Genomic DNA, 22771 nt, shown 5'->3' with positions numbered 1-22771 from the left:
TATTGTTGCTGTTAATGCAGAGGGTATTTCTTCCCAGCAAATTGGTTTAGCACAAATTGCACCGCCACCTCCAAGCATACCTGTATTTTCTCAAGAGGAAGGCTATCTAGTCGGTACAGCAGATCCGCATATAACGGTGATTGTACGGCATAATGGGATTGAATATAGTACTGAAGCTGAAGCTGATGCAGATGGACAATGGATGCTTCTAAATCCACTGGTGCCGGGTACTACAATGGAAGTATTTGCCCGTAATGAATTTGGAGAAGAATCTCTATCTATCATTTCAGGTATGGCGCCACTTCCTGAAATTCCAATATTTCCAGGTTGGACACCCATTACCCCAGTGATTTTAGATCAAGGTGAATATCTATCAGGTAAGACAACACCTTATACACAGATTATTGTGTCGGCAAATGGCCATGAATATACAGCGAGTGTTGATCACGAAGGGAATTGGTCAATGCTTAATCCAATTGCACAAGGGGGAACTTTAGAATTGTATGCAGTAAATGATTTAGGTCTTAGATCTGAGATAATTGCATTGGCGATTCCTATGGTATTTCCTGAGCCACAACCGCCTATTGAAGAGCCGGAACAACCAATTTATATAGTATTTGAACCTGTTGTACCAACAGTTTTAGAAAATGATGAGCAGCTTGCAGGTCAAGCGATGCCATATGGAAAAATTGTGATTTTTGCTTATGGTCTGGAATATGTTACTTATGCAAATGCAAACGGTGAATGGAGTATTGAGAATCCGATTGCTCAAGGCGGGTTTATAACTTTGTATTCGGAAAATGCTGCAGGCGACCGTAGTGAAAGTATTTCTGTGGCTAAGCTTAATTTTCCAATAATAGAAGAACAACAGGTTTCACTTGAAGAGCTTCTTACTGTGGCAATTGAGCAACAAGAGCCAGCTGAAAGTAGTGGACAGGAAAATCCGGAATCATATATTGATTTGGCTTTATTCTTAGAAGATATTCAAACACCGCCTGAAGAGACTGTAATTAATCCTTTATTAGAAGAGCCTGCATTACTCGGTGACCACTCTGTTCAAAGCAGTCCAATCTTCTATTCAATTCAAGATTTTCAACAATCATCACTTACCGAACAGAATTACATTATAGGCTAGTGACTCGTGAGGTATAAAAGAGCGAGATGTTATATCTCGCTCTTTTAAAGTTATTCCGCTCTAAAAATTAGCTCATAACCTGTATATTTGCGGATATTAATCACGCCAGTATCCAAAATCAGATATTGACCTTTAATCCCTTGTAGTTTGCCACGGATCACTGGAGTTTTATCTAAATTGTGAGATTTGATTTTTTCTGGATATTGCTCTATCGGATAGATGAACTCACGTGGTAATTCCTTATCCAAAACTTCAATATTCTCATTAAACTGCAAATTCTGATTAAACTCTTCACGGATAGTTTGGATTTTCGGTGCAAATTCTTCAATCAGCTGATCGCGAACCTCAATCAGATTTAAAGGTTCCGCTTCACCTTTGAGTAATTTACGCCAGTCGGTTTTATCTGCGACCTGAGTACCAAACATCACTTCCAGTTTACCGGAAAGACGGCGAGAACCCACTTTCATGATAGGAAGGGCTTGAGTTGCACCTTGATCCAGCCAACGAGTCGGCATTTGATTAATACGGGTGATTCCGACTTTCAATGCACTAGAATTGGCCAGATAAACAATATGTGGCTGGAAGCAGACATTCTGTGCAAACTCATCTTCCCGGCAAGTACCTAAATGATAATGGCAGGTTTCTGGTTTCATGATGCACATATCACATGACGCTTTAGTTTTAAAACATTTAAAACAGTGGCCTTGTGAGAATGATTTAGAAGTTTTTTTGCCGCAAGAAACACAATAGATATTTCCTGTCCATTCAATCTCGATTTCCTGACCTAACTGGAATGGAAGGTTAATTTCTGATCCATCTAATATTAATTTGTATTCAACATTTGCCCGCTGGGTATTTTGATCAGTTACACTAAGCTCTGTAAGACCGACGTGCATTTTATGGCAAATGCCCTGAAGTTCCATAAAAAATTACTCACTTAAATCATAAGGATGCAGTCATGGCTGAACAGAATGTCATCACTTCAATGCTAGACGATTTCGCTAAGGAACAGCCAATTCATACTGCTATTTGTATCGGGCAGGATTTAACCCAATCTCAATTTCAGCAATCTATTCAATGGCACTATTTTAACGTATCTGAGGTTTTAAATCTGCCTTTTCAACAGCGTTATGACCTGGCAGTAGTGATGCTGGATACTCCTGAAACCTTAGCATTGTCAGAACAGCAGAAGAGTCAAATTCTGGTTAAAATGCGTGATTTATTTGCAAAACGTCTGGTGGTGGTGAGTCGCTTGCAGGATGAGAAACTGCTCAGGTCTCTAGGTCTGACCCATCTGATTGACAAGACGGTTCATGGGGCAGATTTTGCACTCTGGCAATTCAATATTTTGACTTATAAACATGTGCCGGATTGGTTTAACTCTAAATTCTGGGCTAACCCTGAAAACTGGGATAAATATCGCTGGTAAAACTGGAGGGCTGATAAGGTCTTATATCAGTATTGCAAATATTAACAAAATCCTGCATGGAAAATAGGAGCCAAGACTCTATTCTGTAGAGAAGCCGTATACAGGAATGAGTTATGACCAATCTTAGTAGTATTGTGGAAATGCTGGCCAAGCAAGCCTTGGGAAATAACCAGTCGCAATCCCAGCAGCGTTCATCCCAGCAAGGGGGATTGGCAGATATTCTTGGATCAGTATTGGGTCATATCAATAATGCCAGTCAGCAAAACCAGAATCCAAATCAGCAGCATCAAAACTCACAACAGCAAAACAAGCAAAATGGCCTAGGTGCAATTTTAGGTTCTGTACTCAGCCAGCTCGGAGGTGGGAGCCAATCTTCCGCTCGACCAAGTTCTGGATTGGGTGGCAGTTCAACAACAAAGACTTTATTGATTGCTGTCTTGCCTCTGGTCTTGGCCTGGATTCAGAAACAGGGCGGTTTGCAAGGAGCATTGGATAAACTCAAAGGACAAGGTTTAAATAGCCAGGTTGATGACTGGGTCTCTACTGGCCCGGGTGAAAATGCCAATGTCGATCCGCAGCAGGTACAAAACCTGTTTGATGATCAGGAAGTAGAACAGGTCGCAGAACAGACCCATGTGCCTAAACAGGATGTCTATAGCGCCATTTCTCAGGTCTTGCCGCAGATTATTGATTCACTGACACCACAAGGTGAGCAAACCAGCAAGCAGGAAGCCAATAATGATATTCAGAATGTATTGAATATGGTCTCAGGCTTGTTTAAAAAATAAATCTATCTATCCAATAAAAAATCCCGACTTTTAGCCGGGATTTTTCTATTGAATTCTTTAAGCTTCTTCCAGATTCAAGCTAAAGAGTCGGTTGGATTTACAGATCTTCTTGGCCACATAATGCGATTTTCTAAGACGGATTAAAATAATCTGAGACTGAAATTCCAGTTCGCCAAATTCAGGTTCAACCTGAACATAGTGTAACTGACCATACTCATCCCGAACTCGCGCTTGGGCAGAAAAGCCAGGACGGGCATTACCGCTTGAAATTGTAGCTAAACGGCCTAATAGGTTTACATCATTCTTTTTATATTTAGGTGGAATAACCTGATCCAGACAATGAATCATAAATACGGTAAAGAAAATCGCAATGATCAATGCCGGTAGAATGATGTAATAGGCAGGTAAGAAATGATATTCCTGTGAATAGATCAGAAACTGAAGAAAATAGCCGGAAAAGCTAAAATTCATCAGGAAGAAAAAAACAATCAGGGTTTTGGAAAATTTGACATTTAGCCATTCAACATTCTGAAAGTCATATGGAGAAATGCGTTCCAGGAGTTGACTGGGTTTAAGCTTAAAATAGAAGGCAACTGTTTTTGCCACGCCAAGCAGAATGATGAACAATAAACTGAGATGAAATGGCATCAGGTTATAGTCAAGTAAAAACTCAGGCATGGCAAAATCCGTTTTAGCTATTATTCTGAAAGATAAATTCCGCCATCAGAATGCACGGTAATATCAACTTTTTCAAGTGATTGGCCTTGACAAGGTCCAGAAATACATTCACCGCTTTCGACTACGAACAGCGCGCCATGAGTAGAGCATTCAATAAATTCCTGATCACGGTCCAGAAACTGGTTTTCCAGAAATTCCAGTTCTACCTGTAAATGTGGACAAATATTCTGGTAAGCATAAAACGAACCATCACGCTGGGTAATAAAAATTGTATCCCCATTCGGAAGTTCAAAAGAGCGTGCTTCACGCTCTGGAATATCGTCAGTCATGCAAATTTTAAACATTAAGCACATTCCTTAAGAACATCTTTTAATAATGCTGTGTATTCTGAAACCGCCAGTCGTGGCCCAAATTGCGCTACCACTTGACTAGACACCAAAATTGCCAGTTCTGCTGCTGTTTTTAAGCCAAGACCCGCATTAAGTGCATATAAAAAAGCACCCGCGAAAGCATCGCCAGCCCCATTGGCATCCACTGCAGTTACAGCACGCCCCGGCACAGTAAAGGTTTCACCATTATTGGAAATAAGCGCACCATCAGCTGACATTGTAATGACAACGTATTGACTTAATTCCTTGAGTTTAGCCAGAGCTGCTTCGATGGTATCTGTTTCGGTATACATCAATGCTTCTTGCTGGTTGCAGAACAAGAGATCAACGCCATCTGCAATCATTTCATCCAGACCGGCACGGGCATATTGCACCATCGCAGGATCAGAAAGGGTAAATGCGATTTTAACCCTATTGGCTTTGGCAATTTCACGCGCCTGTTTTACGGCCTGACGTGCTGTTTCGGAAGTGGATAGATAACCTTCGATATAGAGCCATTTAGCAGTTGTTAAAGGCTGGAAGTCAATCTGTTCATCTGTGAGTTCAGCAGTAATACCTAAATAGGTATGCATGGTACGTTCAGAATCTGGGCTGACCAGAACCATACAGGTACCGGTTACGCCTTCACTGATCGATTGGGTTGTAGTTTTAATGCCAGCTTCATTTAAGCCATGCAGATAGATGTGACCAAGATCATCATTACCGACACGGCAGGCATAGAATGCAGAGCCGCCCAAAGCGGCAAATGCAACTGTAGTATTGGCTGCTGAACCGCCTGAAGCCTGACCTTTATAAGTTTGAGTTGCTTTTAAGTTTTGATACAGAGTAGCCTGAGCTTCACCATCCGCAAGTTGCATGGTGCCTTTTTGCAAGTGATGTGCAGTTAAAAACTCATCAGAAACTTTAAATTCCTGGTCAATCAGCGCATTGCCAATCGCAAAAAGGTCAACAGTAGACATATCCAAATATCACATTAAAAATGAAAGTGCTAAGTTTACACGATTGCTCGGGTTTGCTGTAGTTCACTGAAACATTTTCAGAATACTTTAAAAAATACTGTAACTTATTCAGCTTGAATCTTTGGTCTAAGAATTGATTTATTTTTAAACGGTAGCGAGTGCAGCCATTGATTTAAAGGTTGGATTTTATTTATAAGATTAGAGTACCAAGCAGTTATACTGGTGCGACATTTGAACAATCATCTAAAACAGTGTGGGTATATGGATATTAAGATTGTAACAGCCGAGCAGCTCCCTGATCAGATTGACACTTTAGCGACACTGGCGCGTAAAGAAGGTTATGACCTGATTGATAAGTTAATTGAAGAATACCGCACTGGAAAAAACTGTTTCAGTCAAAATAATGAATTTCTGGCCTGTGCCTATGATGGCAATAAACTGATTGCCTGTGGCGGCTTAAACCAGCAATGGGGCGATAACGGCATTGAAGAACGGATTGGACGAGTACGTCGTTTCTATGTGCATCCAAAATATCGCCAACATGGTGTAGGTAAGCAGCTTTTGGCTTATCTGGAGCAGTTAGCACGTCCATTTTATTCAGCACTTTGTTTACAGACCGATACCAAACTGGCTGCCAGTTTCTATCAAAAACAGAACTATGTCTTTGTTGAAAACCACCCGAGTTATAACTATTTCAAGTATATGATCTAGAGATCATTGCCAAACCTGATCATTTAAAAATCAGATGATCAGGTTTACTTAATTCGATCAAAATCCTCGGTTTTCTGCGTGAATAATTCAAACAACTACAGCTATAATGCGAATAATAATTTTTTAATTTAAGCATTAGGAGATCGCATGACTGTAGATGTCACTGAAACCATTTCTCAAACTGTACATCCTGCGTTTCAGTTGGTACGTCAACAACATGTTGAAGCTTTAGACATTTTAGTGTCTGAATATAAGCATAAAGTGACTGGCGCCACCCATTATCATCTGGCGGCCAATCATGATGAAAATGTTTTTCTTGTTGCGTTTCGCACTCAGCCAATGGATTCGAAAGGTGAAGCGCACATTCTGGAACATACTGCACTGTGCGGCTCAGAAAAATTCCCGGTACGTGATCCGTTCTTCTTGATGATTCGCCGTTCGCTTAATACTTTTATGAATGCCTTTACAGCGGCAGACTGGACGGCTTATCCATTCGCAACTCAAAATGATAAAGACTTCCAGAACTTATTAGAAGTTTATATGGATGCGGCCTTTGCTGCGAACCTGAATCCGCTGGATTTTGCTCAGGAAGGTATCCGTATTGAGCTGGAAAATGGCGAGCCAGTGTATAAAGGCGTGGTATTTAATGAAATGAAAGGGGCAATGAGTTCACCTTCAGATCAACTTTATCATACTTTGGCGCATCACTTATTCCCGGACACTACCTATCACTACAACTCAGGCGGCGATCCTAAAGATATTCCAAACCTGACTTATGAAGAGTTGGTGAATTTCTATAAAACGCATTATCATCCAAGTAATGCAGTATTTATGACCTTTGGTAATAAATCTGCTGCTGAGTTACAGGAACAGTTTGAAAATCTGGCACTGTCTAAATTTGGAAAAGGTGAAACACTTTATTCAACGCCAGAAACCCGTTTAACTGCGCCACTCAATGTAACAGAAACCTATGCAGTTGATGGGGAAGATCTGAAGGACAAGACTTATCACGTATTGTCATGGTTATTGCCAGAAGCGAGTGATATCAAGTTACGTTTAGGCTTGCGTCTCGTAGAAGGGATTTTGCTGGAAGATTCAGCATCTCCCTTACGTCATTACTTGGAAACCTGTGGTTATGCACAGTCAACTGGCCCATTCATGGGCGTAGATGATTCCAACTTTGAAATGACCTTCTACTGCGCGGTTCAAGGTTCAAACCCTGAACATGCTGAAGAATTCAAAAACGGAGTTTTCAAAGTTCTGGAAGAAGTTGCCTCTAAACCTGTTGATCAACAGGCAGTAGATGCGATCCTACATCAGATCGAATTGCATCAGCGTGAAATCAATGGTGATGGTACACCGTATGGTCTAAGCCTGATTTTAAGCGGCTTAAGCAGTGCAATTCACCATCGTGATCCAGTTGAAGTCTGGGATGTGGACTCTGCAATTGCTTCAGTAAAAGAAGAGTTGCAAGATCCAATGTGGCTGTCGAATCTGATTAAAGATCATCTTTTAGATAACCCGCACCGTGTTCAACTGACTCTGGTTCCGGATGCAAGCAAATCTACCAAAGAAGCGGAAGAAGAAAAAGCACGTCTGGCTGAAATTGGTAAAGCTTTAACTGAAGAGCAAAAAGCAGAGATCAATGCTCAAACTGAAGCGTTAAATATCCGCCAAGATACTCCAGATGATTTGAATCTGTTACCTAAGGTGGGTCTGGAAGATGTGCCTGCGGAATTGCAGATTGTTCAAGGCCAGTTGCGTGAGATTATCTGTAACCGCGTAGATACGCCGTTGAATCTTTATCATGCAGGTACCAATGGGATTTATTACCAACAGGTATTGGTGAAAATTCCAGATGAAGTGGTGCAATCACCGTATTTCAACCTGTTGTCTATTTTAATGGGTGAAGTTGGTGCGGGTGAATATGATTACCTGCAATTCCAGCAACTGCAAACAGCAGTCAGTGGTGGTCTGGGCATGGGCGCTTCATTGCGTTCTAAAGTGGATGACAAGAACAAGATCAGTGCGTGGCTAACTTTAACGACTAAATCTTTGGCTAGCCATCTGGATGCGATCCGTCTGTTAAAAATCGGTTTCGAGCAACTTCGCTTTGATGAAAAAGGCCGTATTATTGAGTTATTACAACAGCGTAAAACTCGTTGGCAGTCGCGTATTTCCGGTTCTGGTCATAGCTATGCGATGCAAGTAGCATCACGTCAGCATAGTGCTCTAGCCTTGCGTGATTATCATAATACCGGTCTGGGTGCCTTGAACTGGCTGATTAACTTGGTCAATCACGCTGAAAAAGATCCAGCAGCTTATGACGCTATGATTGAGGAATTAAAACGCATTCATGCAGTCTTGCTACAAGCGCCAAAACAATTCCTGTTAGTGTGTGAAGAACAGCAGTCTGAGCGTTTGATTGAAGAAATTCAAAACGTGTGGGACAAACTGGAAGTGAATACTGCACCTGCAGAATTGACTCAGGTTGAAAAAGTTAATCATAGCAATGATGAAGCCTGGTTGATTCAGACTAATGTGCAGTTCTGTGCAGCAGCTTATCCTGCGGTAGAAGTTTCACATCCTGATGCTGCTGCCTTGATGGTATTGGCAGGCTACTTGCGTAATGGTTATCTACATAGCGCAATCCGTGAAAAAGGCGGTGCTTATGGTGGTGGCGCAAGCTATGACGGAAATGCATGTTCTTTCCGCTTCTATAGTTATCGCGATCCACGCTTAGCAGAGACTTTCCAGGACTTTGATGCAAGTATCCAATGGTTGCTTAACGCACCTCAACAACCGCATCAGCTGGAAGAAGCCATCTTGGGTTTAATTGCCAGTATGGACAAACCGGGGTCACCAGCAGGTGAAGCGATTACTGCCTGTTATGCCTACCTGCATCAACGTACGCCAGCATTCCGTAAACAGCTTCGGGAACGTTTGTTGCATGTCACTTTAGATGATTTGAAACGTGTTGCACAGACTTATCTGGTTGAACAGCAAGCTTCAAAAGCGGTGGTTGCGCCATTTGCCAAACGAGAAACTTTAGAACAACTCGGCTTTACAATTCAGCAAGTTCAATAAATAAAAACAATGAGGATAGAGGATGGCGCTTAATTCTATTAAGCGCTCAACTTTGCAGCTGGGCGTTTTGCTTGGCTGTGTAGTTGGGACGCAAGTTAATGCGGAAGATAAAACTGTAGCGAGTAGTCCGATGCCGGCAACGGCGGAGGCTTGCTCTGCGGTTGAAACCAATTCAGAACGCTTGGCCTGTTATGATGCGGTATTTAAAATACCGGCCGATAGTAAGCCTGAGATTGTTTCTGAACGGCGTGCAGCCATAGAAATTGCGCCCGAACCCGACAACCTCAAAGCGAAAATTGAACAGACCGTTTCCAATATCTATGCTTCTGAAGGATCAAAGCTGACCCCGGCTTTATCCTTGCTGGATAGTCGTTGGGAACTGTCGCCGGAAAGTAAACTGGGTACCTGGAATATCCGTTCCTATCAGCCGATTTATCTGATGCCAGGATTCTGGACTTCCAAGAAAAACGAGTTTCCGCAAAGTGAAAACCCAAATAACACCGTTGAAGAAGACCAGAATTTGACTTCGATTGAGGGGAAATTCCAGTTATCTTTAAAAACCAAGGCGGTTGAAAATATTCTGGGTGACAATGGGGATCTCTGGCTGGGCTATACCCAGTCTTCACGTTGGCAGGTGTATAACTCGGAAGAGTCCCGACCATTTCGTGAAACTAATTATGAGCCTGAAGCAAGCCTGATCTTCCGTACCAATTATGATCTGTTTGGTTTGAACTGGCGCATGCTGGGACTAACCCTGAATCATCAATCAAATGGCCGTTCCGATCCATTATCTCGTAGCTGGAACCGGGTAATGCTGAATCTCGGTTTTGAAAAAGACAATTTCGCCATGATGCTGCGCCCTTGGTATCGTATCGAAGAAGACCGGGCTGATGACAATAATCCCGAGATTAAAAACTATATCGGGCGTGGGGATTTAACTGCGTTTTATCGTCATAATGCCCATGATTTTTCTTTGATGTTGCGTCATACACTTAAAGGTGGTGATGATAATCGTGGTGCAGTACAGTTCGACTGGTCATTTCCGATCAGTGGGCGTCTACGCGGTCAATTCCAACTCTTTGATGGTTATGGTGAAAGTCTGATTGATTACAATCACCGTGCGACCTATGTGGGTCTGGGTGTGTCATTAATGAACTGGTACTAATCTGTTTCATGTAAAAAACCACGCTTAGGCATGGTTTTTTTGCTTATGCGTATTCATTTAAATCTTAACCAATCTGAATTTCTGAAGGCGGATGTTTAAGACGGCTCTTTTTCGGTGTTGCAATTAAATAAGCAAGGGTCAAAGGTCCTAGACGACCCGCATACATCATTAGCATCAGAATGATTAAACTTGCTGGTTGCAATTCTCCAGTGACACCACGTGTTAATCCAACTGTACAGGCGGCAGAAACCGCCTCAAACAGCAAATCTAAAAAATCATGATCGGGTTCTAGAATGAGTAAACTCATAAAACCGGTCATGACCAGACCTGCGGTAATACACACAACCGCTAAGGCTTTAAAAGTAGTTTTCTCAGAAATAGAATGGTTGAACAAGCGGATTTCATCTTCACGGCGTAGAAAACTGATTACACTGATCACCACAATAATAAACGTACCAACTTTAATTCCACCCGCCGTACTTAAGGAACCGCCACCAATAAACATTAAAAAAATGGTGACTAGACTTGAGGCATTGCTCATTTGGTCCATAGGCAGACTATAAAAGCCTGAAGAGCGGGGAACTGTGGCATGGAACCAGGCATTGAGTGCCTGATCACCCACGCTCATCAGCGCTAATGTTTGTGGATTAGAGGCCTCTAATAGCCAGAGTACAATAAAAGCGCTCAGGTTAAGGCCCATAATCGTCGTTAGAATGAGTTTGCTATTCGGACTGAGCTTGCGCCAGCTTTTATTCTGTTTTACATCCATCAGAACCAGAAAACCGATCCCGCCAATGATATAGAGCATGCTGATCGTGAAGGTCACGAAATACTGGCCGGAAAAGCTCATTAAGCTATTGGGGAAAAGAGAAAACCCGCCATTATTAAACGCAGAAACACTATAGAAAGCTGCGTAAAACAGCGCTTCACCAAAAGGATAATCTTCCAGCCAAACCAAGGTTAAAATTAGGGTACCAATCGCTTCGAAAAACAGAGAATATAGGAATACCGCTTTAATGGTAAAACTGACTTTCTTCAAACTGGTCTGGCCAATAGATTCCTGTGCCATCACTTGCTGTCTTAAGCCAAGTTTAGGTGACAGGCTCATGAAGGCGAGTATGGCAAATGTCATAAAACCGAGGCCACCACATTGCAGCAGGAACATAATCACGACCTGCCCAAAGGGTGTATAAGCTTCACCAACATTGACTACAGATAGCCCGGTAATTGTCACTGCAGAAGTTGCTGTAAAAATCGCTTCTAACCAGCTGATTTCAGTTTGATGCGCAAAGGGCAGCATCAGTAATAAAGAACCAATAAAAATCAGTCCGAGAAAACCTAAGGCAAGCAGACTCGGTGGACTGAGATTGACAATCCTGTTCTGGTTTAAATTTGAGCTTTTCATATGGCCTTAAAATGCTTGGACAAACGGCGTAGAGGCTCTAGTAATCCTTCGACCACCAGAATGTCACCTTCCTTAAGTAGCAGCTCAAGATCCACGATATGTTGTATTTCAGTGCCACGTTTATGCAAAAGAACTTTAATTTCGGGAACCTGACTCATTAACTGGTGTAAGGGAGTGTCATGATGATCGGCATGAATCTCGACCTTGACAATATAATGATCATCTTCAAGTGACATATAACGGCTAACCATCGGGTAGCTGAGTGATTGTGCCACACGAACGCCCATATCTTCTTCTGGGTGAATAATTTTTTCGACATTCAGATGAGTCAAAATCATATGGTGGGCTTTGGATTTGGCTTTGGCCCAAATTTTCTTTACCCCCATATTTTTTAGATGCAGTACACACAGAATGCTGGCTTCAATATCTTCACCAATCGCCACCACCACCGCTTCACAGTTCTGAACATTTAGTTCGTCCAGTACATGTTCATCCGTGGCATCGGCAATCACCGCATGGGTGAGCTGATCAGAAATATTTTCCACATATTTTTTATCGAGATCGATTCCAATCACATCATGTTTCAGGCTGATCAGTTGAGTCGCTACTGTTGCACCGAAGCTGCCCAGCCCAATGACTGCAAATAATGCCATGCATATTTCCCTAAATCTTTTTTATTTCAAATCAGTTCATGTCTAAGTACGTATCTTAAAGATTTTTATAGTTTTCAGCTATCTGGCCTTACATAAATACTTCATACATTTTTTTAGCTGGACATAAAAAAACCGCCTCGAAAGGCGGTTTATATCAAACTAATTATTTCAAGAAACGCTGATAACCTAGGTTGTTGGTGATTTCTTCATATGGATAAGTAATGCTTTCCAATGTCTCAATCAAACCATCTGGATTTTGCTGTGCATCTTCTGCTTCTAGGCCGACCAGTACGCGACCTTCTGCAGCGCCGTGGTTACGGTAATGGAACAGGGTGATGTTATGCGTTGGGCCAAGACGTTCTAGGAACATTAGCAGGGCACCTGGACGTTCCGGGAATTCCACGCGGAACAGGCGTTCATTTTCAATATCGGCATGACCGCCAATCAGGTAACGGATATGCAGTTTTGCAACTTCGTCATCAGACAGATCATCAATGTCGTAGTCGAATTTCAGGTTTTCATAGATTTCCTGACGTTCTTTCTCGCCATTTTTCAGGCTGATGCCGACAAAGACCTGAGCTGCAGAAGCATCACTAGAGCGGTAATTGAACTCGGTGATATTACGGCCTTGAAGGGCGCGACAGAATTTCAGGAATGAGCCTTTTTCTTCTGGAATGGTTACGGCAAAGATGGCCTCTTTGCGTTCGCCCAGCTCGGTGCGTTCGGCAATATAGCGCAGACGGTCGAAGTTCATGTTCGCACCGCAAACAATCGATACGATATTCTTGCCTTCAATGCCGTGTTCCGCTACATATTTTTTGATACCAGCCAATGCCATTGCACCTGACGGTTCTACGATGCTACGGCATTCATCATAAGTATCTTTAATTGCTGCACAGACTTCATCGGTATTGACCAGTACGACTTCTGGTTCTACGATCGGGCCAGAGTTATCTGATTTTTGTAAACGGATCACATCAAATGGTTTTTCACCGATTTGTGCCACAGCAGTACCATCGGCAAATAAACCCACTGATGGCAAAATTACGCGGTCATTTGCATCAAAAGCGGCTTTTAAACATGCAGATTCTTCATATTCTACAGGAATCACTTTGACATGCGGTGCAACATCACCTAAGTAAGCTGCAACACCGGCAATCAGACCACCACCACCAACAGCAACGAAGACATATTCTACATCACGCCATTGACGCAAAATTTCATTGGCAATGGTGCCTTGACCGGCCATCACCAGTTCATCGTCATAAGGTGGAATAAAGGTCATGCCATCTTCTTGGGCACGTTGAATCGCATATTTATTGGCAACATCAAATGAATCACCGTGCAATACGACTTCGCCACCTAAGCGTTTTACCGCCTGAACCTTGATATCAGGGGTGGTTTTTGGCATTACGATAATCGCGCGAATCCCCAGCTTTTCCCCTGACAGCGCCACGCCTTGGGCATGGTTGCCTGCTGAAGCTGTGATAACGCCACGTTCGAGTTGTGATTTCGGTAATTGACTAATACGGTTATAGGCACCGCGTAGCTTGAATGAAAAAACCGGTTGTAAATCTTCACGTTTAAAGCGAATGTTATTATTTAAGCGCTCGCTAATTCGTGGCGCTGCTTCGAGTGGGGTTTCGATTGCAACATCGTACACAGTTGCTTGTAAAATTTGTCGAACCAAACGAGACAGCATGTTAATTTTCCATCTAACAGTTTAAAATAAGCACTTATTGTAACAAACCACGCGGCTTTGCGGTTTAAAAATACTGCGAAAGTCCAAAATAGTTGAGTGATGTCATGAGTCTATATGCAACCCAAGATGAGAAAAAGCAAGCTGCAGCAAAAGCTGCGTTAAAGCACTTACCAAAAGGGGGCATTTTAGGCGTCGGTACTGGGAGTACTGTTAACTTCTTAATCGAACTTTTGCCTGAACTTCAATTGGAAGCTGCAGTTGCAAGTTCTGAAGCCACTGCACAACGCCTTAAAAAATTAGGCATTGAAGTTGTCGATATGAATAGCGTAGGTGGTCTGGATGCCTATGTCGATGGTGCGGATGAAATTGACCGTCATATGCACATGATCAAAGGTGGTGGTGCTGCGCTTACACGTGAAAAAATCGTGGCGTCGATTGCGAAAAAATTCGTATGTATCGTCGATGATTCGAAATGGGTAGAGCAGTTGGGTCGTGATTTCCCATTACCTGTTGAAGTGATTCCAATGGCACGTTCAGCAGTCGCACGTAAGTTGGTGGCATTAGGTGGTGATCCTGCTTACCGTGAAGGTGTAGTGACTGATAATGGAAATGTTATTTTGGATGTGCATAACCTGAATATTCTGAATGCGCCTGAGCTGGAAAAAACGATTAATGACATTCCAGGCGTCGTATGTAACGGTATTTTCGCGATCAATAAAGCGGATATTGCGATTGTTGCGACCAATAATGGTATTGAAGAGCGTACAGCGATTTAAGAAATCCTCCCTGACCCTCCTTTTTCAAAGGAGGGAAAAGTCTTTAATTTGATAAAGCTCCTCGAAACTTCTATAAGTTTGAACTTCCCCCTTTATTAAAGGGGGATCGAGGGGGATTAGTAAAATAACGATTAAATATAAAAAATGACCCTAAACGACCTGCCCGAAATCCAAATCACCCGAAATGTTCGCTCAACACGTCTCAGACTGCGTGTAGAGGGTGATCAAATCCGTTTAACCGCACCTGTATTTTGTAGCAAAAAACAGATTCAGAATTTTATTGACCAAGCGGAAAGCTGGCTACTGAAAACATGGAAATTGCAGCAGGAAAAAAATCAAAGTATTGATAGATCTTTACCAGCAGAATTGCAGCTTTTCAATCAGGCTCAGCTAATCCAGATCGTGTATCAAAGTCAAAAGCAAGACTTTGTTTTTGATGCTAAATTATTACAGCTATCGATCAGTGACCGTCATCCTGAAACCTATTTAAAAGCTTTTGTGATTACCTATGCTAAAGAACAGTTGCCTGTTTATCTGAACAAAGTAAGCCAAGAAACAGGATTATCATTTAATATTTGTAATGTTCGCCAACCGAAAACACGATGGGGTAGTTGTTCTGCCAAACATGACATCATGCTAAATAGTGGCATCATTCTGTTTCCTGAAAATATTGTGCGTTATTTATGTGTGCATGAACTGGCCCATACCCGGCATTTTGACCATAGTCCACGATTTTGGGCAGAGGTAGCAAAGCATGATCCAAACTATTTAATTCACCGCAAAATTCTGAAAAATACTGTGATGCCATATTGGTGGACAGCTTAAGAAGATCTATAGAGAAGTTGAAATAGTATTGATTTACTTCTAAATAGCCTAAGCAATTAACATAATTCTCTTAAAGTTCTTAAAATCTCTCAAAATAAAAGGGGTAAATAAAAAACCATCAATCCCTAGTGAAACAGTTTAGAAAACCTCAAGTTCCTGTCATACTACAGCCCATAAAGGAAACATCTAGTTTGAGGTAATCATCGTGATTTCAGTGGGTATTGTGGGTGGTACAGGTTATACAGGCATTGAACTTTTACGTCTATTACTGCGACATCCGAATGTAGAAGTTAAAGCACTGACATCACGTACTGAAGCAGGCCGTCGCGTTGACGATATGTTCCCGAGTCTGCGTGGACATACGGATCTTCAGTTTTCTGACCTCAGCCTTGATCTTTTAAAATCATGTGATGTGGTATTTTTCGCGACACCACATGGGGTTGCCATGAAACATGCTGAGGAACTTGTTGCAGCTAATACCAAGGTAATTGACCTTGCAGCGGATTTCCGTTTGCAAAATCTGGAACAGTTCGAAAAATGGTATGGCATGGAACATGCTTGCCCAGAAGTGTTAAAAGATTCTGTTTATGGTCTGTCTGAACTTAACCGTGACCAGATCAAACAGGCGAGTGTGATTGGTAATCCGGGCTGTTATCCAACGACAGTTCAGCTTGGTCTGGCACCAGTATTAAAATCAAGTGAGGCCTTGGTAAAACCAGAAAGCATTATTATCGATGCAAAATCTGGGGTATCAGGTGCGGGCCGTAAAGCCAGCTTGGGCATGATCTATTCTGAAAATGCTGATAACTTTAAGGCTTATGGCGTTGCGGGCCACCGTCACCATCCTGAAATCGTAGAAGCATTAGAAAACATTTCAGGTCAAAAAGGCGTGTTTGACCATATCCTGTTTGTGCCGCATCTAGTGCCGATGATTCGTGGGATGTTATCAACGATTTATATCGATTTGACTGAAGCAGGTCAGGCAGCTGACTTGCAGTCACTGTACGAGCAGTTCTATGCCAATGAACAGTTTGTTGATGTAATGCCAGCAGGCAGTTCACCAGAAACCCGTTCGGTGCGTGGTGCTAACCAGTTGCGTATTGCACTATACAAACCACAACCAACCAAGCTGGTGATTCTGGTGGCTCAGGACAATCTAGTCAAAGGTGCAGCTGGTCAGGCAGTACAGAACATGAACCTGATGTTTGGCTTTGCAGAAAGTGCAGGCTTGAATAATATTGGTTTATTACCATAAAAAACGTATTAGAACTTCACACACATTTAGATTTGGATTTAAATGTGTGTCTTGAACAAAGTATACAGAGATCAAAATGCCGAATAATGAGTCAAACATGACGATCCAGGAACCCTCTACAAAGAAACCATTGATGAAAGGCAATACAGCTTTGGTAATCGGTGCTGCTGTGTTGATTCTGGGTAGTGGCTTGCTGGGCTATACGGTCGGGCATCGGCAAGGTTTGACTGCGGTAGGTTTTGAGGCGGATGCGGAACAACTGGTTGAAGTGGTACAAAAACAGAAAACCAGTCTGGAAACACTGAATAAATCTCTGAATACAGCGGTTCAGGAACGTGATTTGGCCGTTAGTAATGCCAATGATCTTTATCTGGCTGCAAATAAGGCGCGTGATGCCCAGGAGCAGGCTGAAAGCGTTGGTACGATCTACCGCGAGATCTTGCGTCAACGCGGTGGTTTAGCATTGACAGTTCAACATCTGGGGATTAAGGCATTGCCTGATAATGCCTTCGAATACCAGATTGATCTGGTTCAGGTCAGCCCGGGCAAAAATCGTGCTTCTGGTACAGTGGAACTGCGCTTGATTAAGGGTACTGAAATTCTGGTCGTGCCGCTTGAAGATAAAAACTTTAATTTTGACAATTACGAACGTTTGACTGGTCGCTGGACCATGCCTAAAGGTTTTAAACCAGAATTTATTGAAGTGCGCCTCTCAGGGACTAAGCCTGTGATTCGCCGTTTTAGCTGGGATCAGGGGAAAGCTGTTGAAAGCCAGTCAACAGTCCTGTCAGAGATTCCAAAAACTGAAGCAAATGCAAATTAAGTGTGAAATAGAAATCGTATGCCAAGCAATAAACGTCCAAAATGTTTAAGTGAGATCAAAAATTCTTTTTACGAGTCCGGCATGGTTGATTGGCATATTAGCCCGCGTTTAACAGACGAGCCTTTTCACGATGATGACGCTGACCTTGCAGTCCAGACTGCACCTCCTGAACTGAAGCGTCCACCGATGTATGCAGTGGTATTATTGAATGACGACTACACTCCAATGGAGTTTGTAATTGAAATTTTACAACAATACTTTGCAATGAATCTTGACCAAGCTACACAAGTAATGCTAACTGTACATTATGAAGGAAAAGGTGTAGCTGGGGTCTATCCTCGAGATATTGCGGAAACCAAAGCGAACCAAGTCAATAATTACGCTCGATCTCAAGGTCATCCTTTACTTTGCCAGATTGAGCCGAAAGATTAAGGGGGTTGCATGCTCAGTCGTCAATTAGAAGTATCACTACGTTTGGCTGTCAGCATGGCTCGTCAAAAGAGACATGAGTTCCTGACCGTAGAACATTTATTATTAGCTTTACTCGACAATGATTCTGCAGTGAATGCCTTAAAAGCATGTGGTGCAGATATTATCGTTTTGCGTAAAGAATTAGAAGAGTACGTAGAACAACATACCCCTAAACTCGGTGAAAATAGTGATCAGGCACCTCATCCTACAGAAAGTTTTGACCGGATTTTGCAACGTGCAATTTTCCATGTTCAATCCAGTGGCGGTGATCGTACTGTAGAAGGCGCCGATATTCTGGTTGCGATGTATTCTGAGCGTGATTCTTTTGCGGTTTATCTGCTTAAACGTCATCAGATTAACCGTCTGACTTTAACCCAGTACCTTTCTCATGGTACACGTAAAGACGAAGTACAGTCTGAAGAAGAAATTGAAGAACTGGATGGTGAATCGGCTTCTTCCAATAATTCTGGTCCGCTAGAGTTATATACGACAAACCTGAATCAGGAAGCTCAACGCGGCAAGACAGATCCATTGATTGGCCGTGAAAAAGAAATTGAGCGGGCAGCGCAAATTTTATGCCGTCGCCGTAAAAATAACCCATTGCTAGTCGGTGATCCAGGTGTAGGTAAAACTTCAATTGCTGAAGGTCTGGCTTGGTTAATTGTGAATGGCAAGGCACCTAAGCCACTGGAAAATGCTGAAATCTATAGCCTAGACATCGGCGCACTGGTGGCGGGAACTAAATACCGTGGTGATTTCGAAAAGCGTTTAAAACAACTATTAAATGCCTTGAAGAAAAAACCAGATGCAGTACTGTTCATTGATGAAATTCATATGATCATCGGTGCAGGTTCAAGCATGGGCAGCACCATGGATGCATCGAATCTAATCAAGCCTGCATTGGCAAATGGTTCATTGCGTTGCATCGGTTCAACCACATTCCAGGAATACCGTCAGGTCTTTGAAAAAGATCATGCCTTGTCACGTCGGTTCCAAAAAATAGATGTGAATGAGCCTTCGATTACAGAAACAATTGATATCTTGCGTGGCCTGAAATCTAAATTTGAAGATTTCCACCATGTACAGTATGACGATCAGGCACTGGTTTCTGCGGTTGAGCTGTCAGCGAAATTTATTAATGACCGTTTCTTGCCAGATAAAGCGATTGACGTGATTGATGAAGCCGGTGCACAACGCCGTTTGAAAGCTGAGCAAGACGACAGCCTGATTACGGTTGAAAATATCGAAGACATTGTGTCCAAGATTGCTCGTATTCCACCGAAAACGGTTTCTAAAGATGACAAGTCTGTACTGGAGAACCTTGAGCGTGATCTGAAACGTGTAGTCTTCGGCCAGGATGAAGCAATTGAAGCTTTGGCTTCTGCGATCAAACTGTCACGTGCGGGTCTGAAATCGCCTGATAAGCCAGTGGGTAGCTTTGTATTCGCAGGTCCAACGGGTGTAGGTAAAACTGAAGTCACCAAGCAATTGGCGAAAATTTTGGGTGTAGAGCTGGTTCGTTTCGATATGTCGGAATACATGGAGCGTCACGCAGTTTCCCGCTTAATTGGTGCGCCTCCAGGTTATGTTGGTTTCGACCAAGGTGGTTTGTTAACTGATGCGATTCACAAAAATCCGCATTGTGTATTACTTCTAGATGAGATTGAAAAAGCGCATCCGGATGTATTCAACCTGTTATTACAAATCATGGATCATGGTTCATTAACGGATAATAATGGTCGCAAATCCGATTTCCGTAATGTGGTGCTGGTTCTAACGACTAATATTGGTGCGGAAAGTATTTCCCGCGTCAGCATTGGTTTCATGGAACAGGACAACAGTAATGATAATCAGGAAGCGATGAAGAAAGCCTTCTCGCCAGAATTCCGTAACCGTCTGGACGGTGTAATTCAGTTTAAGGCATTGCCGAATACCATTATTGAAAATGTCGTGGATAAATTCCTGACCGAACTTCAGGCACAACTGGATGAGAAGAAAGTGGTGCTGGAGGTGGATCAAAGCGCACGCGAATGGATGGCTGAAAATGGCTATGACCGTTTGATGGGTGCTCGACCAATGCAGCGTCTGATTCAGGAACATCTGAAAAAACCACTGGCTGAAATGATCCTGTTTGGTGAACTGGCTGAAAATGGTGGTAACGTTTCAGTTTCTGTGAAGAAAGAAAATGGTAAATCTGTCGGTCTGAAACTTGAAGTCTTCGAAGATCAGACTGCTGAACCAGCTTAATCATTGAATAGATCATCATCAGACCCGTGTTCGCACGGGTTTTGTTGTTTTATTTGCCCTTAATTTATGTACTCTTGGTTTAAAGAGTTTCTGATTTAGCGGAATATATGGATATCCAGATTAGCAAGCTTTTAACTACGTTTTTTCTATTTTTATTAACAGCATTGATGGAAATTTTGGGCTGTTATTTTCCTTACCTGATTTTAAATCAGGCGAAGAGCCAGTGGTTATGGGTTCCGACGGCATTAGCTTTAGCTGTTTTTGTCTGGCTTTTGACTTTGCATCCAGCCGCTTCTGGGCGTATTTATGCCGCCTATGGGGGAATTTATATTTTCTCAGCATTGATGTGGCTGAGATTCGTTGATCAGATCAGCCTTTCACGTTGGGATCTGCTTGGGGGAATCGTGGTCATTCTAGGTGCATTAATTATTATTTTACAGCCACAAGGTTTGATCCGTTGACCGTCTGTTTATATTTACCAAAATAGAATTTATCAAAAGGCAGCTAAAGCTGCCTTTATTGATTTTAGACAAGATTATTTTACATTACAGTCTTTCTGGGAGAGATCTACATTATAAGTATGTGTTTGGGAACTGAGACTAAGTTCGATTTTATAAGGATTGGCGATCTGATAGCGATGTTCAAAAAAGATCTGGCAGTTATTTAAAAGATTATTACGAATCCCCTTAAGGACTTCTTTACGGCCTAGGTCCTTCTCAAACTGACTAAAGTCGGGTGTCGTGATCATGCCTTTAAGTGTGGTTTTATTGGCAGTAAGTTGTAACTGCTCTATGATCGTATTCTGATCGATCTGTAGCGGCAAAGTCTTGGAATCTTCCGCACTCAGCACGGCAAGCAGTTCGTTCAATTCAGCTTTTTTCTCAATTTTAAACTTGCTGTCCAGAATGCCTTTTCCTTGGAGATATTGGTCGAATTCAGAAGCATACACCGGTAAAGCAGCACTACTAAAACCTGCCAGGAGTGCCAAAGCCCAATATTTTTTTTGCATTGTATCGCATCACTTTTTATGTCGTTTCAATTCTGATTATAAGAGCTGAAACAAAAAAAGCACCAGAGATTGGTGCTTAATTTGTGAAGATTTTTGAAGAAATCAGTCTTTTTTCAGGTTTTCATTCAACAGAAATTCAACCAGTGCTTTTTGTGCATGAAGGCGGTTTTCTGCTTCATCCCAAACCACAGCATTTTTGTGGTCCAGCATATTTTCAGAAATTTCTTCACCACGATGCGCAGGTAAGCAATGCATGAACAAGCAGTCTGGGTGTGCAAGATCCATTAGGCGTTCATTCACCTGATAGTCCGCAAAAACTTTTTCACGGATTTTCTGTTCTTCTTCCTGGCCCATACTTGCCCAAACGTCAGTGACGATCAGGTCAGCATTGACTGCTGCATCTTCAGCAGTATCGACCAGTTCTACACAGTGTGCGAATTCAGACAGGAACTGTTCTTGAGGCTCATAGCCTTTCGGTGCTGCAACTTTTAGCTTGAAGCCCCACATGTGCGCTGCTTCGATATAAGAGTTACACATATTATTGCCATCGCCGATCCAGGCAACAGTTTTACATTCGATCGAACCGCGATGTTCCAGATAAGTCTGCATGTCAGCAAGTAACTGGCAAGGGTGATGATCATCAGTCAAAGCGTTGATCACTGGAACTTTTGAATAAGAAGCAAAACGTTCTACGATATCGTGACCGAAAGTGCGGATCATCACAATATCCAGCATGCTGGAAATCACACGTGCAGAATCTTCAATTGGCTCACCGCGACCCAGTTGGGTATCGCGTGAAGACAGGAAAATTGCGCTACCACCAAATTGGCTCATGCCAGCTTCAAACGAAACACGCGTACGGGTACTCGATTTTTCAAAAATCATGCCCATCACTTTACCAACAAATGGTTGGAACACTTCATTGTTATGCTGTTTGCGCTTAAGCTCAATTGCGCGTTGCAAAATCTGGTTAAGTTCTAAAGTTGATAAATCGCGTAAGGTGAGAAAGTGACGGAGAGCCATTCGTTACTCCACAATAATTGCCGAAAAACTCGATCAACAATCAGTTGTTGGTTAGTTTAAGAAAAAATACGGAATCGGCTAATATACTATAAGCAATGAAAAATGCAAAAAAACTAGGGTGTGTTGACACTTTTAGCTTAAAAAAATAGCGAAGTAGTAAAATCAAATCGCCAAACCCAATTTTACTATTCGCTATGCCTCGTACCATGCTGACAGATCAACACTGGCAAAAGTTGAAAGT

General features: G+C 42.3%; 22 protein-coding genes. 13 read left to right on the top strand and 9 right to left on the bottom strand.

The window, feature by feature from the left end:
- Positions 1-136: 136 nt before the first annotated feature.
- Positions 137-1135, top strand: coding sequence for a hypothetical protein (locus ACEWB7_RS11915; protein WP_312318247.1), 999 nt, complete (start codon positions 137-139; stop codon positions 1133-1135).
- A gap of 50 nt (positions 1136-1185) precedes the next feature.
- Here the strand turns inward: ACEWB7_RS11915 and ACEWB7_RS11910 are convergent, their stop codons facing one another.
- Entirely contained in the window at positions 1186-2058 is an 873-nt protein-coding gene (locus ACEWB7_RS11910; protein ID WP_034702554.1) for a DUF2797 domain-containing protein, read from the bottom strand.
- A 35-nt stretch (positions 2059-2093) separates the two neighbouring features.
- On the opposite strand from ACEWB7_RS11910, the gene ACEWB7_RS11905 reads away from it, so the two are divergent.
- Together ACEWB7_RS11905 and ACEWB7_RS11900 are read left to right on the top strand one after the other, a co-directional pair.
- On the top strand, positions 2094-2564 hold the full coding sequence (locus ACEWB7_RS11905; protein WP_034702551.1) for a DUF6231 family protein: 471 nt from the start codon (positions 2094-2096) through the stop codon (positions 2562-2564).
- A 113-nt stretch (positions 2565-2677) separates the two neighbouring features.
- Positions 2678-3352, top strand: a complete 675-nt coding sequence (locus tag ACEWB7_RS11900; protein WP_004786041.1) for a YidB family protein — start codon at positions 2678-2680, stop codon at positions 3350-3352.
- Between the two features lie 57 nt (positions 3353-3409).
- On the opposite strand, the gene ACEWB7_RS11895 is transcribed toward ACEWB7_RS11900, so the two are convergent.
- Genes ACEWB7_RS11895 through ACEWB7_RS11885 form a run of 3 tightly spaced genes read right to left on the bottom strand, consistent with a single transcriptional unit; the run spans position 3410 to position 5378 of the window.
- A complete protein-coding gene (locus ACEWB7_RS11895) occupies positions 3410-4030 on the bottom strand; it encodes an OB-fold-containig protein (protein ID WP_034702547.1) in 621 nt (206 codons plus the stop codon).
- 20 nt (positions 4031-4050) lie between these two features.
- Positions 4051-4359, bottom strand: coding sequence for a Rieske (2Fe-2S) protein (locus ACEWB7_RS11890; protein ID WP_373684488.1), 309 nt, complete (start codon positions 4357-4359; stop codon positions 4051-4053).
- Positions 4360-4373: 14 nt separating this feature from the next.
- Positions 4374-5378 carry an adenosine kinase gene (locus ACEWB7_RS11885; protein ID WP_166136667.1) on the bottom strand — a complete coding sequence of 335 codons (1005 nt, stop codon included), beginning with the start codon at positions 5376-5378 and terminating at the stop codon, positions 4374-4376.
- A gap of 261 nt (positions 5379-5639) precedes the next feature.
- Between ACEWB7_RS11885 and ACEWB7_RS11880 the strand changes: the two genes are divergently transcribed.
- The 3 genes from ACEWB7_RS11880 (at position 5640) to ACEWB7_RS11870 (ending at position 10341) form a co-directional block, all read left to right on the top strand.
- Positions 5640-6089 (top strand): GNAT family N-acetyltransferase, encoded by a 450-nt coding sequence (locus ACEWB7_RS11880; RefSeq protein WP_034170350.1) that lies wholly within the window; start codon positions 5640-5642, stop codon positions 6087-6089.
- Positions 6090-6236: 147 nt separating this feature from the next.
- Entirely contained in the window at positions 6237-9176 is a 2940-nt protein-coding gene (locus tag ACEWB7_RS11875) for an insulinase family protein (RefSeq protein ID WP_034702541.1), read from the top strand.
- 22 nt (positions 9177-9198) lie between these two features.
- Positions 9199-10341 carry a phospholipase A gene (locus ACEWB7_RS11870; protein WP_034702538.1) on the top strand — a complete coding sequence of 381 codons (1143 nt, stop codon included), beginning with the start codon at positions 9199-9201 and terminating at the stop codon, positions 10339-10341.
- Between the two features lie 64 nt (positions 10342-10405).
- On the opposite strand, the gene ACEWB7_RS11865 is transcribed toward ACEWB7_RS11870, so the two are convergent.
- From ACEWB7_RS11865 to ilvA, 3 genes are all read right to left on the bottom strand, one after another.
- Complete coding sequence (locus ACEWB7_RS11865) at positions 10406-11746, bottom strand: TrkH family potassium uptake protein (protein WP_034702534.1); 1341 nt, start codon at positions 11744-11746, stop codon at positions 10406-10408.
- Positions 11743-12399, bottom strand: a complete 657-nt coding sequence (locus ACEWB7_RS11860; RefSeq protein ID WP_034702531.1) for a potassium channel family protein — start codon at positions 12397-12399, stop codon at positions 11743-11745. The genes ACEWB7_RS11865 and ACEWB7_RS11860 overlap by 4 nt, the downstream gene beginning before the upstream one ends.
- Positions 12400-12562: 163 nt before the next feature.
- Complete coding sequence (gene ilvA / locus ACEWB7_RS11855) at positions 12563-14101, bottom strand: threonine ammonia-lyase, biosynthetic (RefSeq protein ID WP_034702528.1); 1539 nt, start codon at positions 14099-14101, stop codon at positions 12563-12565.
- 104 nt (positions 14102-14205) lie between these two features.
- On the opposite strand from ilvA, the gene rpiA reads away from it, so the two are divergent.
- The 7 genes from rpiA to ACEWB7_RS11820 all read left to right on the top strand — a co-directional run bounded on the left by rpiA (position 14206) and on the right by ACEWB7_RS11820 (position 20959).
- Complete coding sequence (gene rpiA, locus ACEWB7_RS11850; RefSeq protein WP_034702525.1) at positions 14206-14877, top strand: ribose-5-phosphate isomerase RpiA; 672 nt, start codon at positions 14206-14208, stop codon at positions 14875-14877.
- Positions 14878-15021: 144 nt separating this feature from the next.
- The gene (locus tag ACEWB7_RS11845) at positions 15022-15702 is read left to right on the top strand and encodes a M48 family metallopeptidase (protein WP_034702522.1); all 681 of its coding nucleotides are present in this window, start codon (positions 15022-15024) and stop codon (positions 15700-15702) included.
- Between the two features lie 199 nt (positions 15703-15901).
- Complete coding sequence (gene argC / locus ACEWB7_RS11840) at positions 15902-16957, top strand: N-acetyl-gamma-glutamyl-phosphate reductase (RefSeq protein WP_171069909.1); 1056 nt, start codon at positions 15902-15904, stop codon at positions 16955-16957.
- A gap of 76 nt (positions 16958-17033) precedes the next feature.
- Positions 17034-17780, top strand: a complete 747-nt coding sequence (locus ACEWB7_RS11835; RefSeq protein WP_034702516.1) for a DUF6776 family protein — start codon at positions 17034-17036, stop codon at positions 17778-17780.
- Between the two features lie 18 nt (positions 17781-17798).
- Complete coding sequence (gene clpS / locus ACEWB7_RS11830) at positions 17799-18212, top strand: ATP-dependent Clp protease adapter ClpS (RefSeq protein WP_034170359.1); 414 nt, start codon at positions 17799-17801, stop codon at positions 18210-18212.
- 9 nt (positions 18213-18221) lie between these two features.
- Positions 18222-20498: an ATP-dependent Clp protease ATP-binding subunit ClpA gene (gene clpA / locus ACEWB7_RS11825; protein WP_034702512.1), complete on the top strand. Its 2277-nt coding sequence runs from the start codon at positions 18222-18224 to the stop codon at positions 20496-20498.
- Positions 20499-20605: 107 nt separating this feature from the next.
- Positions 20606-20959, top strand: a complete 354-nt coding sequence (locus ACEWB7_RS11820) for a YnfA family protein (RefSeq protein ID WP_034702508.1) — start codon at positions 20606-20608, stop codon at positions 20957-20959.
- 74 nt (positions 20960-21033) lie between these two features.
- On the opposite strand, the gene ACEWB7_RS11815 is transcribed toward ACEWB7_RS11820, so the two are convergent.
- Positions 21034-21507, bottom strand: a complete 474-nt coding sequence (locus ACEWB7_RS11815) for a hypothetical protein (protein ID WP_034702506.1) — start codon at positions 21505-21507, stop codon at positions 21034-21036.
- Positions 21508-21609: 102 nt separating this feature from the next.
- Positions 21610-22530 (bottom strand): ornithine carbamoyltransferase, encoded by a 921-nt coding sequence (argF, locus tag ACEWB7_RS11810; RefSeq protein WP_034702503.1) that lies wholly within the window; start codon positions 22528-22530, stop codon positions 21610-21612.
- Between the last annotated feature and the right edge of the window lie 241 nt (positions 22531-22771).

The organism is Acinetobacter sp. NIOH-H-8 (assembly GCF_046635365.1).
Classification (GTDB): domain Bacteria; phylum Pseudomonadota; class Gammaproteobacteria; order Pseudomonadales; family Moraxellaceae; genus Acinetobacter.
This window is presented reverse-complemented; position numbering and strand designations above follow the sequence as displayed.

Bases quoted from the DNA above. Each gene is read 5' to 3' on its own strand.
- ACEWB7_RS11905 (WP_034702551.1), top strand. From the start codon at position 2,094: ATGGCTGAACAGAATGTCATCACTTCAATGCTAGACGATTTCGCTAAG.
- ACEWB7_RS11890 (WP_373684488.1), bottom strand. From the start codon at position 4,359: ATGACTGACGATATTCCAGAGCGTGAAGCACGCTCTTTTGAACTTCCG.
- clpS (WP_034170359.1), top strand. From the start codon at position 17,799: ATGCCAAGCAATAAACGTCCAAAATGTTTAAGTGAGATCAAAAATTCT.
- rpiA (WP_034702525.1), top strand. From the start codon at position 14,206: ATGAGTCTATATGCAACCCAAGATGAGAAAAAGCAAGCTGCAGCAAAA.
- ilvA (WP_034702528.1), bottom strand. From the start codon at position 14,101: ATGCTGTCTCGTTTGGTTCGACAAATTTTACAAGCAACTGTGTACGAT.
- ACEWB7_RS11820 (WP_034702508.1), top strand. From the start codon at position 20,606: ATGGATATCCAGATTAGCAAGCTTTTAACTACGTTTTTTCTATTTTTA.
- ACEWB7_RS11900 (WP_004786041.1), top strand. From the start codon at position 2,678: ATGACCAATCTTAGTAGTATTGTGGAAATGCTGGCCAAGCAAGCCTTG.
- ACEWB7_RS11815 (WP_034702506.1), bottom strand. From the start codon at position 21,507: ATGCAAAAAAAATATTGGGCTTTGGCACTCCTGGCAGGTTTTAGTAGT.
- ACEWB7_RS11880 (WP_034170350.1), top strand. From the start codon at position 5,640: ATGGATATTAAGATTGTAACAGCCGAGCAGCTCCCTGATCAGATTGAC.
- ACEWB7_RS11860 (WP_034702531.1), bottom strand. From the start codon at position 12,399: ATGGCATTATTTGCAGTCATTGGGCTGGGCAGCTTCGGTGCAACAGTA.
- argF (WP_034702503.1), bottom strand. From the start codon at position 22,530: ATGGCTCTCCGTCACTTTCTCACCTTACGCGATTTATCAACTTTAGAA.
- ACEWB7_RS11895 (WP_034702547.1), bottom strand. From the start codon at position 4,030: ATGCCTGAGTTTTTACTTGACTATAACCTGATGCCATTTCATCTCAGT.
- ACEWB7_RS11835 (WP_034702516.1), top strand. From the start codon at position 17,034: ATGCCGAATAATGAGTCAAACATGACGATCCAGGAACCCTCTACAAAG.
- ACEWB7_RS11910 (WP_034702554.1), bottom strand. From the start codon at position 2,058: ATGGAACTTCAGGGCATTTGCCATAAAATGCACGTCGGTCTTACAGAG.
- ACEWB7_RS11845 (WP_034702522.1), top strand. From the start codon at position 15,022: ATGACCCTAAACGACCTGCCCGAAATCCAAATCACCCGAAATGTTCGC.
- ACEWB7_RS11885 (WP_166136667.1), bottom strand. From the start codon at position 5,378: ATGTCTACTGTTGACCTTTTTGCGATTGGCAATGCGCTGATTGACCAG.
- ACEWB7_RS11865 (WP_034702534.1), bottom strand. From the start codon at position 11,746: ATGAAAAGCTCAAATTTAAACCAGAACAGGATTGTCAATCTCAGTCCA.
- ACEWB7_RS11875 (WP_034702541.1), top strand. From the start codon at position 6,237: ATGACTGTAGATGTCACTGAAACCATTTCTCAAACTGTACATCCTGCG.
- clpA (WP_034702512.1), top strand. From the start codon at position 18,222: ATGCTCAGTCGTCAATTAGAAGTATCACTACGTTTGGCTGTCAGCATG.
- ACEWB7_RS11870 (WP_034702538.1), top strand. From the start codon at position 9,199: ATGGCGCTTAATTCTATTAAGCGCTCAACTTTGCAGCTGGGCGTTTTG.